Raw genomic sequence first — 14,298 nt, 5'->3', positions numbered from 1 at the left:
TATTCACTCAGTACATACTCTGAGTGTATAGTCCTGCGCATGGCAACCGCTGAGCTCGTCCTGGGACTGCTGGCCGACGGCCCGGCCCACGGGTACGACGTGAAACGCGGCCACGATTCCTGGTTCCCCGACAGCCGTCCGCTGGCCTTCGGGCAGGTCTATACGACGCTCGGCCGGCTGGCCCGCGACGGCTTGGCCGAGGTGGTCGACAAGGGCTCCGAGGGCGGCCCGGAGCGGACGGTCTACGCGATCACCGACAAGGGCCGCAAGCACCTGGCCGACTGGCTGGCCGATCCGGTGCCACCGGCGTGGGGCAGCGCCGACGAGATGCTCCGCAAGCTGGTGGCCGCAGTACGGACCGGTGGTGACGCGACCGAGTTCCTGGCCCGGCAGCGGGCCAGTCACCTGCGCCGGATCCGCGAGCTCACCAGCACCCCGGCCGGCGACGACGCCACCTCCCCGCTGGTCCGCGACTACACGGTCGCCCACCTCGACGCCGACCTGCGCTGGCTCGACAGCGTGATGGAACGCATCACCGACCAGAAGGAGACCAGCCGATGAGCGCACTGGAACTGCACGAGGTCGAGTACGCCTATCGCCGCAACGTCGCCCTGCGCGGTGTCTCGCTCACGGTCGTCCCGGGCGAAGTCGTCGCGATCACCGGGGCCAGCGGCGGCGGCAAGTCGACCCTGCTGCACTGTGCGGCCGGGATCCTGCTGCCCGACAGTGGCACAGTCGCGATCGGCGGGCAGGACCTGTCCGTGCTGAGCGAGGAGGAGCGCAGCCAGTACCGCCGCCGCCACGTCGGCGTAGTACTGCAGTTCGGGCAGCTCGTCCCGGACCTGTCCCTGGCCGACAACGTCGCACTGCCTCTCCTGCTGGACGGCCACGACCGCAACGCGGCGCGAGCGACGGCGATCGAGTGGCTGGAGCGGGTGGGTGTTGCCGGTGAGGCAGAGTCCACCCCGGCCGAGCTGTCAGGTGGTCAGACCCAGCGAGCTGCGGTGGCCAGGGCGCTCATCACCAACCCTGCCGTCGTACTGGCCGATGAGCCGACCGGCAGCCTGGACAGCCGCTCCGGGCAGGAACTCCTCGACGTACTGCTCAAGGCGACCCGGGATCAGGGCGCTGCGCTGGTCATGGTCACCCACGACAACCTGCTGGCCGCAGTGGCCGACCGCGAGGTCCGGCTGCGCGACGGCGTGGTCCAGCACGAGGTGAGGCTCTCATGAAGCTCTCGACCGCCATCCTGCTGTCCCGATCCCGTACTGCGGCCGACCGCAGCCGCATCCGGCTGGCCACCATGGCAGTGGGGTTGTCGGGTGCTCTGCTGATCAGCGCGCTCCGGGTCGGCCGACTCGGTCCCGGTGATCTGTCGAAGGCGAAGTACAGCAACTACCTGGCCGAGGAAGGTCTGCGGCCGGGGGTGATCGCAGCGTTCGTGGTCATCGCAGTACTGGCGGCGGGGCTGGCCGGGCAGGCGCTTCGGATCGGTGTCGCGGCTCGGGAGCGGCGGCTCAACGCAGTACGGCTTGCTGGTGGGTCTGTGCGACAGGTGAAGCAGCTTGGCGCTGTGGATGCCGGGTTGGCCGGGCTGGTCGGGGGCCTGTTGGCAGCGCCGATCTACTTGTTCCTGAGTCTCCTGTTCGGTGCAGTACCGCGGATGGGCAGGCTGCTGCCCGGGATCGACGCCGTGGACCTGCCGGCCTGGGTGGCCTGTACTGCGGTCACTACTCTCGCGGCCGCGACTCTCGGCTGGTCCCTCGCCACCGACCGCCGTTCACCCGAGCCGGTGCCGTCTGCCGGTCTACGGCGGCCTGCAGTCATCGTCGGCACGGTCCTGATGAGCATCGTCCTGCTGGTCGGCACGGCCGCCATCGGCTTTGTGGCTGTGGTCCTGGTGATGCCGTTCCTCATTGTGGTCCTGGCACCGCACTGGGCGGTCCGCCTCGGGCAGCGGCTCACCCGATCCAAGTCACCGGCCAACGTGCTCGCCGGGGCCCGGCTGATCACCGACTCCCGGCCGACCGGCCGGCTGGGCGGGGTGCTCGTCTCCTGCGCTCTGCTGATCGGCTTCCTGGGCAACAGCGCCACGGGCTTGGTCCTGGACCCGCCCCCTGTCAGTGACACGGTCGAGCCCGGCTTCTACTTGACCGGGTTCTTTCTCGGGATGATCGGGCTGCTGCTGATCGTCGCGACGGCCTTCACCGCGCTGCTGGTCGGCGTGACCGACCAACTGGTGGACCAGCGCCGCCAACTGGCCTGCCTGACCGCCTTCGGAGTCGACGCCCGCTTCCTCCGCCGGGTGATCGAGCGGCAGTTGATCATCGCCGCCTGCCCGACTCTCGGCGTCGGCCTGTTCCTCGGCTGCCTGCTCGGGCTCGGCCCGACCCGGAACGCCTTGAGCGACGCCGGATTCCCGGCTCTGCTGCTGGGCAGCCTGGCCTTGGCCGCCGTCGGAGTGGCCGCGGGCCTGCTCGGCACAAACCTGGCCGGCTTCCTGCTGCGCAACCACGTCCAGGACGCGTTGGCACCCGAGAACCTGCGGGCGGCGTGATGAACACCGCTGCGACCGTCCTGCAGAAGCCTGCCCTGCTACTCGGCCTGCCCAACAAGATCACCCTCGTCCGGACCGTACTGGCGATGCTGATCGCCACCGTCGCCTTCGGCTCCGGCGACCTGACCTGGCTGATCACCGGGTACGCCGTCTACTGGATCGGCGACATCGCGGACGGCGCGGTCGCGCGGTACCGGGACGAGGAGACGATCGCCGGCGCCGTCTTCGACATCGTCTGCGACCGAGCCTGCTGCTTCCTGCTCGCCGCCGCCTTCATGGCGACCTACCCCGACGTGGCCGGCCCACTGGCGATCTTCCTGATCCAGTTCGGCGTACTGGACACGATGCTGTCGCTGGCCTTCCTGCTCTGGCCGAGCTGCATCAGCCCGAACTACTTCCACCGGATCGACCGCCCGATCTACACCTGGAACTGGTCGAAACCAGCCAAGGCCCTCAACACCGGCGCCGTCGTGGTCTCCCTGCTGATCGCGTCCCGGCTGGAGTTGCCCTGGCTCCCGTACTGCGTCGCGCTGGCGGGCGTCGCCGTCAAGGTCTGCTCGCTGGGCCGGCTGCTGGCGATCCTGACCGGCCGGCGTCCCGCAGTACCGGGAACTGTGGTGTAAATGACAGGTCTTGGGTGGTGCTAGGTCCCGTGCTGGCGGCCGGAATGGGACATAGCCTCGACGTCATGTGGGCGTGGCAACTCGTGCTGGCGGTCGGATTCGGAATCGGATCCGCTGTCATCCCTGTGCTGAACGCAGAGGTCTACGTCCTGGGCGTAGGCGCCTCCGGCGCACTCGACCCGGTGGTCGCCGCCATCGGCGTCTCGGTCGGCCAGACCATCGGCAAGGTCGCCATGTTCCTCGCCGTCCGCTACCGCCCCGGCTACGCCGCCAAGAAGGGCAAAGAGCCCAAACCGGTCAACCTCGACACCCGCCGCGGCCGCCTGATCCAGTGGAACCGCGACCTCAGCAAACGCCTCCTCGACGCCCTCAGCGACCGCCGCTGGGGCATCCCGGTCACCCTGCTGAGCTCGTCGGTCGGCATCCCGCCCTTGTACGGCGTTGCGCTGATCGCAGGCGCGAGCCGGATGGGCCTGCTCTCGTTCACGCTGTCGGTTTTGGCCGGCCGAGCAGCCCGCTTCATCACCCTCGCGCTGGGTGTCAGCCTCTTCTAGCTACAGGAAGTCCCGCGACCAGCACCGCAAAGCGCGGGGCAACCATAAGGGGACCTCGCGGGCAATTCTTTCAGCTGTTGAAGGTCTGTCCGGTCAGCTGCTCATAAGCGTTGACATACGCCGACCGCGTCCGCTCGATCACCTCGGCCGACAGCGGCGGCGGCGCCTCACCCGAGTGCCGATCCCAGCCCGACTCGAACTGCAGCCAGTCGCGCACGATCTGCTTGTCGTACGACGGCTGCTGCTTGCCCGGCGCCCACTCGGCGGCCGGCCAGAACCGGCTCGAGTCCGGCGTCAGCACCTCGTCGGCGAGCACGATCGTCCCGTCCGCCCGGGTCCCGAACTCGAACTTCGTGTCGGCCAGGATGATCCCGCGCTGCTCAGCCATCGCATGCGCCGTCGAGTAGGTCTCGAGCGTCAGCTTCCGCAGAGCATCAGCCGTCTCAGCGCCCACGGTCGCCACCACAGCGGAGTACGAGACGTTCTCGTCGTGTTCCCCGAGGTCCGCCTTGGTGGCCGGCGTGAAGATCGGCTCGTCCAGCCGCGACCCCTCGACCAACCCGGCGCGGAGCGGGATGCCGCAGACCTCGCCGGTCTTGTTGTAGTCGACCAGCCCGGTGCCGCTCAGGTAGCCGCGGGCGACGCACTCGACCGGCAGCATCTCCAGCTTCTCGCAGACCACCGCACGCCCCGCGACCTCAGCAGGTACGTCGGTGGAGATGATGTGATTCGGCACCCCGAGCTGCTCGAACCACCACAGGCTCATCGCGGTCAGCACCTTGCCCTTGTCCGGGATCGGCGTGTCCAGGATCCAGTCGAAGGCGCTCATCCGGTCGCTGGCGACCATCAGCAGCTCACCCGACTCCAACTCGTACAGGTCCCGGACCTTGCCGGAGTGCAGATGCTTCGCGCCAGGGATCTCGACAGCCTGCGGAGGTGTGATCACACCGGCGATTGTTCCATCTGCCCTCGTGGCGCCGACACTCCACCGGTCGACCCAGGTCTAGGCGGGTTGCTAGCGTCACCGGCCTGTTGCAGCAGGTAGTCAACTTCAGGGAGGGTTTTCGATGAGAACAGCCAAGAAGAGCCTGGCAATCACAGCGTTCCTCGTGCTGGCCGGCACGAGTCTGGCCACCGCCGGACCAGCCGCGGCCGCCGAGCCGGCAGCAAGCCGGCCAGCGTCGATCAGTTCCGGAGCGACCACGGGCTCCGGACCGAGCAAGGTCGACGTGACCTACTACTTCCACACCGTGTGGTCCACCAGCGGTGACTGCGCCAATCGCGGCCGCCGAGGCATCAGCAACGGCGAGTGGATCGACTGGATCTGCGTGAAGGACGGCCTGCACTCCTCGATCTACAAGTGGAGCCTGTACGTGCGCTAGCTGGCCAGACAGTTGACAGTGGGGCGGCCTCGGTCGCCCCACCAGTCATTGCGCTGCAGGCGCGCGCTCCGACCGACGCCGCCTGGCCGACAACCCGGCCAGCTTGCCGCCCAGCCCGAACACACCATCACGCAGCGCACACAGCACCGGATTGTCGAGCTGACCAACCACGCCAACCTGGCGGGACCGCTTGACGAGCTTGGTCGTCGCCGGCCGGCGCTCGGCGTCATAGGCACTCAACTCGTCACCTCGCCGCAGCACCCGGGCCAGCGCTCCCGCGTCCTCGATCGCGGAGCATGCACCGCGCCCGAGGTTGGGCGTCATCGCGTGCGCGGCATCACCGAGCAGCAGAACGCGCCCCTGCACGAACGGCACCAACGGAGTAGTCAGGTCGTAGATATCGTTCCGCAGTACGCCGGAACTGCCCGCGATCAACGCCGGAATCGGGTCATGCCACCCCGCGAACCGCTCCCGTACGTCGTCGCTCTCACTCCCCGCCGGACGATTGGCAGTCGCGTACCAGTAGTACCGTCCGTCGACCAGCTTCGCGAACCCGAATCGTTGCCCACGGCCCCAAGTCTCACCGCCGTCGTCGAGCGTCTCCACCTCGGCGATCCCCCGGTACGCCGTATAGCCGGAGTACCGAGCCCCCTTGTACTGCGGGTAAAGCAGCCCGCGCACCACACTGCGGATCCCATCCGCGGCAACCACCAACTCCGCCCGGTACTGCGTATCGCCCGCCAGCACGGTGACTCCATCCGCGTCCTGCGTCAGCCCGCTCACCGTCGTACCGGTATGAATCGTCACGGCCGAACCGAGACGCTCAGAGATCAGCCGATGCAGCTCAGCCCGGTGAATCATCACCGGCAACTCCACGCCGAGCGCCGACGCATCCACCACCCACCGGCCGTCCGCCCTGCGCATCCCCGCCCCGGATCCCAGCCGAGCAGCCCTCGCCACACCCTCGACCCCCAACTCGTCGAGCACCGCCAGCGCCGCCGGCCAGACCGAGATGCCCGCGCCGACCTCACCCAACTCCGGCGCCCGCTCCAGCACCGTGACCTGCCAGCCGCACTGCTCCAGCGCGACGGCCGCCGTCACCCCACCGATCCCCGCTCCCACCACGATCGCTGTCCTCATGCCGATGACTCTACATCTGTAGAGTTCGCTTGAGTAGAGTAGCCGCCGTGACGAAAAAGGTGCCGCTCGGCGACGACCGTCGAGCCGCCATCGCCGATGCGGCCATCCATCTCGTGGCGACCCGCGGTCTGCGCGGCCTCACCCATCGCGCGGTCGACGAGGAGGCGGGCCTGCCACCCGGCTCCACCTCGTACTACCTGCGCACCCGGAGCGCGCTGCTCACCGCCTGCGTCAACCGGATGCTGGAGCGAGACCTCGCCCGCGGCTCGATGGAGGTCCCAGCCGCCGCGAATCCCGAAGACCTGCTGGTCGCAATGGTGGTGAACCTCGTCCGCGATCGCCCGGACGACCTGATCGCGCGGTACGAGCTCTCCCTGGAGGCCAGCCGGCAACCGGAGCTCCGCGACGCGATCGTCCAAGGCGGCCGAGTCCTGCGCGAAGGGCTCGCGGACCTGTTGGCGGCCTTGGGTGTTCCGAACGCCGACACCGCCGCCTGGCCGGTCGCCGCGATGATGGACGGCCTGCTGTACGACCGGGTCGCGGGCGCCGGTACGACGCTGGCGACCGACGCGTGGGAGCGCGCAGTACGGACGACTCTGGCGGCCCTGCTGGCCGGACTGCGACATGCGTAGCGCTGCACGCCGCCACCCCGCGCCATAAACTGGAAGTCACTTCCGTAATTTCCACTGGGGGGCTCCAGATGGCCGAATCGGTCGCGCAACGCTTTGCCCGGATCGCCACCTCGGAGCGACCGCCGGACCCGCACGTCGTGGTCGGACGGGCGATCGTGCTCGGCGCCAGCATGGCCGGGTTGATGGCGGCGCGGGTGCTCAGCGATCACGCTGACGAAGTCCTGGTGATCGAGCGGGATTCTTCCGAGGAGTCGGCGTTGCCGCGGCCCGGCGTACCGCAAGGGAGTCAGGTGCATGCGCTGCTGCCGTCCGGCAATGCGCAGCTCGATCGCTGGTTTCCGGGATTCAGCGCTGAGGCGCTGGCGGCCGGCGCCACGAACCCGCCGCCGGAAGAGATCCGCAACTACGTGAACGGAGTCCTTCGTCCGTTGCCGCCGGCGGATACGGTCGGCGCGTCGCTGGTGAGCACTCGGCCGTTCCTGGAGTCGCTCGTGCGGCGACGGACGCTGGAGATCGGGAACATCCGGGTGATTCACGGGCGCGCTGACGGGATCGAGTTCAGCGGCGACCGGGTGAGCGCAGTGCGGTACGAGCCGTCGGGTGGCGGGCTGGTCACCGAAGCCGCCGATCTCGTGGTGGACGCGACCGGGCGCTCCAGCCGGCTCAGCGACTGGCTCGGGTCGGCCGGCTGGCCGCAACCACGGATGCGGCGGATGCCGATCAAACTCAACTACGCGAGCGCGCTGTTCAAGCGGGACCCGGCCATCTCCGACATCGGGATCTCGATCGCCGTCAACCAACCCGGCGCCGGGCAGGCGCCGCGTCAGGGCGGCGTACTGGGGGTCGAGGGTGATCGCTGGCTGGTGCTCGTCGCCGGGTACGGCGATGACCGGCCGACGCGGACGCTCGAGGACTTCCGGAAGCGTTGCCGGGAGGACTTCCCGCCGGCGTTCGGGCAGATCGCCGACCAGGCCGAGCTCATCGGCGACGTGATCACCTACCACCAGGCAGACAGTCGACGCCGCGATTACGACGAACTCGAGCGCTTCCCGGCCGGCTTGATCGTCGCCGGCGACGCGGTCGCGTCGTTCAACCCCGTCTACGGGCAGGGGATGACGTCGGCGACTCTGCACGCCTCATGCCTCTCCGCCTACCTACGCTCCGAACCAGCTCTCGACCAGCCTGCTCGCTCGTACTTCGACCAGGTGCGCGTCGTCGTCGACGCCGCCTGGCAGACCTCGACCTTCCCGGATCTGGCGCTGCCGCATGTCGACGGCCCGTATCCGCGGGGGTATCGGCTGTCGAAGTGGATCTCCGGGTTGCTGTACGAAGCCACGGCGGTGGATCCGGCGCTGAACGTGCAGTTCAACCGGGTGACGACGATGGTCGAACACCCGAGCACGCTGGCGCGCCCGCAGAATGTCCTGCGGGCGCTCCGGCGAAAACTGTTCAGCTAGTTCGAGTCTGCCCAGGCACAGAGCCCTGCTGGGTGCCCGGGTCTGTCCCCTGACCTGGCTGGGCACCCGGGTCCGTGCCCTGCCCCGGCTGGGTGCCTGGCTGCTGCTGGGTCCCCTGCCCCTGCTGGGTTCCCGGCCCAGCACCCTGCTGCCCGGGCGCCTGTCCGAACCGGCCACCACCAGGTCCGTTGAACTGCGTCTGCCCCGCACCACTCGAACCGCCCCACGCATGCCCAACAGCAGTCCCACCGAGGAAGGCAAGCACCGCCAACAGCGACCCGGCCCCAGCCAGCACCAGCCCACTAGGCCGCCCCGCGCCGGCCTTCTCAACAACCGGCTCACCCGCCTGCGCAGGCGCCTGCACCGGAGCCGGCGCCTGCTGGGGACCCGCCACCCACGGCGGTACTGCAGTGTTCTCAGACATTCCCATCCTCCTGTTCACTTGCTGCTGAGGTCGTAGATGGTGCTGCTGCCAACGGTCTGCGCCGTGAAGTTCTCCGCGACCCACGTGCTGATCTCACTCGAGGTCCCACCGCGACCGCCGCCACCGAAGCCACCCCCGCCACTCCCGACGAAGTAATGCACCTTGCCCTGGGCAACCATTTCCTGGAACTCGGCCAGCGTCGGCGCCACATCGGTCCCGTTGAACCCGCCGATCGACATCACCGGCACCTCCGCGGCGATCTGCAACGGAGCCGCCGCATTCGACGTCACCGCGGCCGCCGCCCAGGTGTATCCCTTCGCGCCGTTCTGCAGCAACGAGACCAACTCACTCGACACCCCGCTGATCCCGCCGCCACCAAGGAATCCACCCACGCCCCCGCCACCCCGCGGAGCACCAGCAGTAGCGCCACCCTGGGTCGTAGTGCCGGGCTGGGCAGGCATCGCACCCATCCGGCCACCACCGCCACCGCCCATCCGCCCGCCACCAGCACCAGCCGGTCCGGCCGACGGCAGTGCCCCGGCATGCGCCGCGCTGATCGTCTCCACCGAGTACGCCGCCGGCCCGGCCAGCGCCGTCAACGCCAGCAAGCTCGCGGCGAACAACCCAGTACGCCGTACCGCCGACCGATGCAGCTTCAACTCCGGCAGCACCAGCACCAACCCGGCCGCCAGCACACCCACGATCAGCACCACCCACCGCAACCACGGCAACCACGTCGGCACCGCGTTCAGCAAGGAGAAACTCCACCCGGCCGTCAGCAACGTGCCACCGGCAAGTGTTGCTCGCGGCAACCACTCGTCGCGCCGCCGCCACAACACCATCGCCGCCGCACCGACCAGCGCACCGATCGCCGGCGCCAACGCCACCATGTAGTAGCTGTGAATGATCCCCTGCATGAAGCTGAAGACCAGTCCGGTCACCACCAGCCAGCCGCCCCACAACACCGCGAACGCCCGGGTCCGATCGGTCCGCCCAGCCTTGCCTGCAGCAACAACCAGGACGACGGTCGCCAGCAAAGCTGCCGGCAGCAACCAGGCGATCTGGCTGGCGAACTCACCACCGAACAACCGCTGCACCCCGGTAGCACCACCCCAGCCAGGGTTTCCGGTCCCGCCGCCCACCGACCCGGTCTCGTTGCCGGTCAACCGGCCAAGCCCGTTGTACCCAAGAGTCAGTTCGAGAATGCTGTTCGTCGACGACCCGCCGATGTACGGCCGGGCCGAAGCCGGTACCAGCTCGACGATCGCGATCCACCAACCAGCACTGACGATCAAGGCACCCAGCGCGACCAAGCTGTGCACCAGCCGTTTGCCCAACGCCGGCTTCCCCGCGATCAAGTACGCGAGCCCGAACGCCGGCAGCACCAGGAACGCCTGCAGCATCTTCGTCAAGAATCCGAAGCCGACCAGCGCTCCGGCCAGAGCCATCCAGCGCCAGGCGTACTTCTCCGAGTCGATCGCCCGAGTCACCGCCCAGGCACCTGCCACCAGCAACATCACCAACAGCGCATCAGGATTGTTGAACCGGAACATCAGCACCGCGACCGGAGTCAGCGCCAGCACGGCTCCCGCGAGCAGCGCGGCGTTGGCGGAGAACCAGCGCCGTACCGACACATACAGGAAGCCGACACTCGCGACACCCATCAACGCCTGCGGGATCAGCATGCTCCAGACTCCGAACCCGAAGATCCGGCCGGACAGCCCCATCACCCACAGCGAGGCCGGCGTCTTGTCGACGGTGATGAAACTCGACGAGTCGAACGCCCCGAAGAACCAGGCCTTCCAGCTGGTCGAGCCCGCCTGCACGGCGGCCGCGTAGTACTCGTTGGCGTAGCCGTTCTTGGACAGGCCCCACAGGTAGGCGATCGCGGTGAGCACCAGCAGTCCGCCGTACAGGGCGTGGTCCCGGCTGATCGCGTACGCCGTGACGCGCGTCCTCGATCTGCTGCGTTCGGCCCGCGACGGCGCCGCGGTGGTCGGTTCGGTCAGTGTGCTCATATCAGTTGCTCCGGGTCGAATCGAGAACCACCGGGGGTTCGAAGGTGGGCAGGATGGGCGCCTCGTCGTCGAAGACCCAGGCCTGGAAGAGGCTGAAGCGGACCACCGTCGCGGCCAGGTTGGCGGCCGTCAGGACGACGATCTCGACGCTGTGCGCCGGTACTGCGACCGCCGCGTGCAGCAGCCACAGCGAGGAGGCGGTCAGACTCCAGCCGATGCCGAAGGTGACCAGCCCGCGTAGCTGGTGCTTGCCACGGTTCTCCACGCCCCGGACGCCGAACGTGACGCGGCGGTTGAGCGCGGTGTTCCCGATCGCGGTGATCAGCAGCGCGAGGACGTTGGCGACCTGGGCGGGCATCGCGTGCCGCAGACCCAGGTAGAGCAGGATGTACGCGAGCGTGCTGACCACACCGACCCCGGCGAAGCGCAGTACGCGGGCCGCGAGGGCGGTCTTCGGATCGGCGATCGCGGGCCGGCCGAAAGCCTGCCGGACCGGCTCCAGCGGGATCCGGCCGCGACCGAGATTCTTGCTCAGCCGAGCGATCCCCCGCAGATCCTCGGCGACCGTCTTGGCGATCGCGACCCGCGAGTCCAGGTCGTCGACCCAGTCCACCGGTACTTCGTGGATCCGCAGCCCGGCCCGCTCGGCCAGCACCAGCAGCTCGGTGTCGAAGAACCAGCTGGTGTCCTGCACCAGCGGCAGCAGCTCGGCCGCGACGTCCCGCCGGATCGCCTTGAAGCCGCACTGCGCATCGGAGAAGTGCGTTCCCAACGTTGCCCGCAGCAACAAGTTGTACCCGCGCGAGATCGCTTCCCGCTTCGGCCGCCGGACCACCCGGGAGCCGCGCGCCAGCCGCGATCCGATCGCCACGTCGCTGTGGCCGGCCAACAGCGGGGCGACCAGCGGCAGCAGCGCGTTGAGATTGGTGGAGAGGTCGACGTCCATGTAGGCCAGCACCTCGGCTTCACTGGACGACCAGACCTGCTTCAGCGCCCGCCCACGGCCGGATTCCTCGAGCCGGACGATCCGGACTCCCGGCAGCTCGGTCGCCAGCAGCGCGCCGATCTCCCAGGTGGCATCGGTGCTCCCGTTGTCAGCGATGCAGACCTCGGCCGGGAACGGGAACGCGTCGTCAAGGAACGCACGCAACCGCCGGATGTTGGGGCCGAGGTCGTATTCCTCGTTCCGCACCGGGACGACGATCTCGACCCGGGGACGACCTGTTTTCTCCATGTCACCGATGCTGGCCGGTGAACCTTGGCCACTCCCTGCGCTCGCCTGGGAGTTCCCTGGGAGTCAGTCCTTGGCGGTACGCCGCAGCCAGAGCAGGCCGAGGACGGGCAGAACCAGGGGGACATAGCCGTAGCCCTGGCCGAAGTGCGACCAGACGGTGGAGTGCGGGAAGTCGTCCGGTACGGCGTAGCTGAAGGTCCCGATGGCCAGCACGCCGACCAGCTCGATGACGATCGCGACCAGGGCGACCCGGCGCGAGATGACAGTGGCCTTGGCCAGCGCGAAGGTGGCCGCGCAGTAGATGATCGCGGCAACCGCCGACAGCGAATAGGCGATCGGCGCCTCGGAGTACTGGGTAGCGATCTGTACGCCGGCCCGCGCCGTCGCGGAGAGCGCGAAGACGCCGTACACGGCGATCAGGATGCGTCCCGGTCCATGCCTGGTCGCCTCGGCGTCAGCCATCTCAGAGCACCCAAATGTCGTGCAGCCGCAGCTCGACCACCGGGATCACGATGCACGCGATCGCCAGCGCGCCCGCACCCCACCGGCTGCTCTCGGCCAGCGCCCACAGCGCCCCGATCGGCAGGATGAGCAACGAGCCGATCAGGTAGCCCACGAAGAACGGTCCGGAGACATCCCGGTCCGTCCCGGCCAGCTGGACGATCCCGACCACGAGCTGGGCCAGCAGGGCGACCTCGACCACGCCGAGCAGCCCGAGCAGCCACCAGTTGATCCGGCGGTCCAGCCCGGCCAGCACCAACGCGAAGACCATCGCTGCCAGCGACAGGGCCACCAAGGCCCAGGTGAGCGGTTCGTACACGGACTAGAGGATGTCACCCGGGGTGTAGGCGGCGGCCTCGGGGTAGCGCTTGGCCAAGTCGTCGATCGCGGCGACCACCGTGTTGACCTGCGCGACCGCCGCGCCGGTGAACGACAGCGGCTCGCCGACGATGCCGACGATCTGCTCCTCGGTCAGGCCCAGCCGGCCGTCCGTGCCGAGCCGGTGGAACAGGTCGTTGGCCGAGGTGCCCTTGCGCAGGTCGAGCGCCATCGCGACGGCGTGCTCCTTGATCACCTCGTGCGCGGTCTCCCGGCCGACCCCGTTCTTCACGGCGGCCATCAGCACCTTGGTGGTGGTCAGGAACGGCAGGTACCGCTCCAGCTCGCGGGCCACCACGGCCGGGTACACGCCGAACTCGTCCAGCACGGTCAGGAAGGTCTCGAACAACCCGTCCAGCGCGAAGAAGGCATCCGGCAGTGCAACGCGGCGGACGACGGAGCAGAAGACGTCGCCCTCGTTCCACTGGTTGCCGGCCAGCTCGCCGGTCATCGACGCGTAGCCGCGCAGGATCACGGCCAGCCCGTTGACCCGCTCACAGGACCGGGTGTTCATCTTGTGCGGCATCGCCGACGAGCCGACCTGGCCGTCCTTGAAGCCCTCGGTGACCAGCTCGTGCCCGGCCATCAGCCGGATCGTCGTCGCCAGGCTGGACGGCCCGGCGGCGAGCTGGACCAGCGCCGAGACGACGTCGTAGTCGAGCGAACGCGGGTAGACCTGGCCGACGCTGGTCAGCACCCGGCGGAAGCCGAGGTGCTGCGCGACCTCCGACTCCAGCCCGGCGAGCAGCTTCTCCTGCCCGCCGAACAGGTCCAGCATGTCCTGCGAAGTACCGACCGGGCCCTTGATGCCACGCAGCGGGTAGCGCTCGATCAGGTCCTCGAGCCGCGCGATCGCGGCCAGCAACTCGTCGGCCGCCGAGGCGAACCGCTTGCCGAGCGTGGTCGCCTGCGCGGCGACGTTGTGCGAACGCCCGGTCATCACCAGCGCCGCGTGCTCGGCCGCCTTCTGCCCGAGCTGGACCGCGGTCGCCACCGCCCGATCACGGACCAGCACCAACCCGGCCCGGATCTGCAGCTGCTCGACGTTCTCAGTCAGGTCGCGGCTCGTCATGCCCTTGTGCACGTGCTCGTGCCCAGCGAGCGCGTTGAACTCCTCGATCCGCGCCTTCACGTCATGCCGGGTGACCCGCTCCCGAGCCGCGATCGACTCCAGATCAACCTGGTCGATCACCGCGCGATAGTCCTCGATCACCCCGTCCGGCACATCCACGCCGTACGCCTTCTGCGCCCCCAGCACCGCCAGCCACAGCTGCCGCTCGAGCACGATCTTGTACTCCGGCGACCACAGCTGCGCCATCGACAAACTGGCGTAGCGCGCGGCGAGAACGTTCGGGATCCGGGGCTTACTGGAGGTCGGCACGTACCCCATTGTCTCCC

16 protein-coding genes are annotated in these 14,298 nt (G+C 68.8%); 8 read left to right on the top strand and 8 right to left on the bottom strand.

Features of this window, described 5'->3' with window-relative positions; genetic code table 11:
- The first annotated feature begins 39 nt into the window (after positions 1 to 39).
- From AB0P21_RS14435 to AB0P21_RS14415, 5 genes are all read left to right on the top strand, one after another.
- Positions 40 to 561: a PadR family transcriptional regulator gene (locus tag AB0P21_RS14435; RefSeq protein ID WP_363696769.1), complete on the top strand. Its 522-nt coding sequence runs from the start codon at positions 40 to 42 to the stop codon at positions 559 to 561.
- Complete coding sequence (locus tag AB0P21_RS14430; RefSeq protein WP_363696768.1) at positions 558 to 1,232, top strand: ABC transporter ATP-binding protein; 675 nt, start codon at positions 558 to 560, stop codon at positions 1,230 to 1,232. Before AB0P21_RS14435 ends, AB0P21_RS14430 begins: the two co-directional genes overlap by 4 nt.
- Positions 1,229 to 2,557: a hypothetical protein gene (locus tag AB0P21_RS14425; RefSeq protein WP_363696766.1), complete on the top strand. Its 1,329-nt coding sequence runs from the start codon at positions 1,229 to 1,231 to the stop codon at positions 2,555 to 2,557. Before AB0P21_RS14430 ends, AB0P21_RS14425 begins: the two co-directional genes overlap by 4 nt.
- A complete protein-coding gene (locus tag AB0P21_RS14420) occupies positions 2,557 to 3,180 on the top strand; it encodes a CDP-alcohol phosphatidyltransferase family protein (protein WP_363696764.1) in 624 nt (207 codons plus the stop codon). Before AB0P21_RS14425 ends, AB0P21_RS14420 begins: the two co-directional genes overlap by 1 nt.
- 65 nt (positions 3,181 to 3,245) lie before the next feature.
- On the top strand, positions 3,246 to 3,734 hold the full coding sequence (locus AB0P21_RS14415) for a hypothetical protein (protein WP_363696762.1): 489 nt from the start codon (positions 3,246 to 3,248) through the stop codon (positions 3,732 to 3,734).
- Positions 3,735 to 3,804: 70 nt separating this feature from the next.
- Here the strand turns inward: AB0P21_RS14415 and AB0P21_RS14410 are convergent, their stop codons facing one another.
- Positions 3,805 to 4,680 (bottom strand): phosphoribosylaminoimidazolesuccinocarboxamide synthase, encoded by an 876-nt coding sequence (locus AB0P21_RS14410; protein ID WP_363696760.1) that lies wholly within the window; start codon positions 4,678 to 4,680, stop codon positions 3,805 to 3,807.
- A gap of 121 nt (positions 4,681 to 4,801) precedes the next feature.
- On the opposite strand from AB0P21_RS14410, the gene AB0P21_RS14405 reads away from it, so the two are divergent.
- A complete protein-coding gene (locus AB0P21_RS14405) occupies positions 4,802 to 5,116 on the top strand; it encodes a hypothetical protein (RefSeq protein ID WP_363696758.1) in 315 nt (104 codons plus the stop codon).
- A 45-nt stretch (positions 5,117 to 5,161) separates the two neighbouring features.
- On the opposite strand, the gene AB0P21_RS14400 is transcribed toward AB0P21_RS14405, so the two are convergent.
- A complete protein-coding gene (locus AB0P21_RS14400; protein ID WP_363696756.1) occupies positions 5,162 to 6,256 on the bottom strand; it encodes an FAD-dependent monooxygenase in 1,095 nt (364 codons plus the stop codon).
- Between the two features lie 47 nt (positions 6,257 to 6,303).
- Between AB0P21_RS14400 and AB0P21_RS14395 the strand changes: the two genes are divergently transcribed.
- Entirely contained in the window at positions 6,304 to 6,888 is a 585-nt protein-coding gene (locus AB0P21_RS14395; RefSeq protein ID WP_363696755.1) for a TetR family transcriptional regulator, read from the top strand.
- A 68-nt stretch (positions 6,889 to 6,956) separates the two neighbouring features.
- Positions 6,957 to 8,345: a hypothetical protein gene (locus AB0P21_RS14390; RefSeq protein WP_363696754.1), complete on the top strand. Its 1,389-nt coding sequence runs from the start codon at positions 6,957 to 6,959 to the stop codon at positions 8,343 to 8,345.
- Here the strand turns inward: AB0P21_RS14390 and AB0P21_RS14385 are convergent.
- From AB0P21_RS14385 to purB, 6 genes are all read right to left on the bottom strand, one after another.
- Positions 8,338 to 8,769 (bottom strand): hypothetical protein, encoded by a 432-nt coding sequence (locus tag AB0P21_RS14385; RefSeq protein WP_363696752.1) that lies wholly within the window; start codon positions 8,767 to 8,769, stop codon positions 8,338 to 8,340. The two genes, AB0P21_RS14390 and AB0P21_RS14385, sit on opposite strands and share 8 nt — an antisense overlap.
- Before the next feature lie 14 nt (positions 8,770 to 8,783).
- Positions 8,784 to 10,787: a glycosyltransferase family 39 protein gene (locus AB0P21_RS14380; RefSeq protein ID WP_363696750.1), complete on the bottom strand. Its 2,004-nt coding sequence runs from the start codon at positions 10,785 to 10,787 to the stop codon at positions 8,784 to 8,786.
- 1 nt (position 10,788) lies between these two features.
- Entirely contained in the window at positions 10,789 to 12,021 is a 1,233-nt protein-coding gene (locus AB0P21_RS14375) for a bifunctional glycosyltransferase family 2/GtrA family protein (protein ID WP_363696748.1), read from the bottom strand.
- 63 nt (positions 12,022 to 12,084) lie between these two features.
- Positions 12,085 to 12,483 carry a hypothetical protein gene (locus AB0P21_RS14370; RefSeq protein WP_363696746.1) on the bottom strand — a complete coding sequence of 133 codons (399 nt, stop codon included), beginning with the start codon at positions 12,481 to 12,483 and terminating at the stop codon, positions 12,085 to 12,087.
- A gap of 1 nt (position 12,484) precedes the next feature.
- Complete coding sequence (locus AB0P21_RS14365) at positions 12,485 to 12,841, bottom strand: hypothetical protein (protein ID WP_363696744.1); 357 nt, start codon at positions 12,839 to 12,841, stop codon at positions 12,485 to 12,487.
- A 3-nt stretch (positions 12,842 to 12,844) separates the two neighbouring features.
- Positions 12,845 to 14,290 (bottom strand): adenylosuccinate lyase, encoded by a 1,446-nt coding sequence (gene purB, locus AB0P21_RS14360; RefSeq protein WP_363696742.1) that lies wholly within the window; start codon positions 14,288 to 14,290, stop codon positions 12,845 to 12,847.
- Between the last annotated feature and the right edge of the window lie 8 nt (positions 14,291 to 14,298).

The organism is Kribbella sp. NPDC056861, assembly GCF_040687575.1.
GTDB lineage: Bacteria > Actinomycetota > Actinomycetes > Propionibacteriales > Kribbellaceae > Kribbella.
Note: the sequence above shows the minus strand (reverse complement) of the source record. Positions and strands in the feature narration are given on the sequence as shown.

Coding starts and splice junctions, on each gene's coding strand:
- AB0P21_RS14435 (WP_363696769.1), top strand. CDS start 40: ATGGCAACCGCTGAGCTCGTCCTGGGACTGCTGGCCGACGGCCCGGCC.
- AB0P21_RS14430 (WP_363696768.1), top strand. CDS start 558: ATGAGCGCACTGGAACTGCACGAGGTCGAGTACGCCTATCGCCGCAAC.
- AB0P21_RS14425 (WP_363696766.1), top strand. CDS start 1,229: ATGAAGCTCTCGACCGCCATCCTGCTGTCCCGATCCCGTACTGCGGCC.
- AB0P21_RS14420 (WP_363696764.1), top strand. CDS start 2,557: ATGAACACCGCTGCGACCGTCCTGCAGAAGCCTGCCCTGCTACTCGGC.
- AB0P21_RS14415 (WP_363696762.1), top strand. CDS start 3,246: ATGTGGGCGTGGCAACTCGTGCTGGCGGTCGGATTCGGAATCGGATCC.
- AB0P21_RS14405 (WP_363696758.1), top strand. CDS start 4,802: ATGAGAACAGCCAAGAAGAGCCTGGCAATCACAGCGTTCCTCGTGCTG.
- AB0P21_RS14400 (WP_363696756.1), bottom strand. CDS start 6,256: ATGAGGACAGCGATCGTGGTGGGAGCGGGGATCGGTGGGGTGACGGCG.
- AB0P21_RS14390 (WP_363696754.1), top strand. CDS start 6,957: ATGGCCGAATCGGTCGCGCAACGCTTTGCCCGGATCGCCACCTCGGAG.
- AB0P21_RS14385 (WP_363696752.1), bottom strand. CDS start 8,769: ATGTCTGAGAACACTGCAGTACCGCCGTGGGTGGCGGGTCCCCAGCAG.
- AB0P21_RS14380 (WP_363696750.1), bottom strand. CDS start 10,787: ATGAGCACACTGACCGAACCGACCACCGCGGCGCCGTCGCGGGCCGAA.
- AB0P21_RS14375 (WP_363696748.1), bottom strand. CDS start 12,021: ATGGAGAAAACAGGTCGTCCCCGGGTCGAGATCGTCGTCCCGGTGCGG.
- AB0P21_RS14370 (WP_363696746.1), bottom strand. CDS start 12,483: ATGGCTGACGCCGAGGCGACCAGGCATGGACCGGGACGCATCCTGATC.
- purB (WP_363696742.1), bottom strand. CDS start 14,290: ATGGGGTACGTGCCGACCTCCAGTAAGCCCCGGATCCCGAACGTTCTC.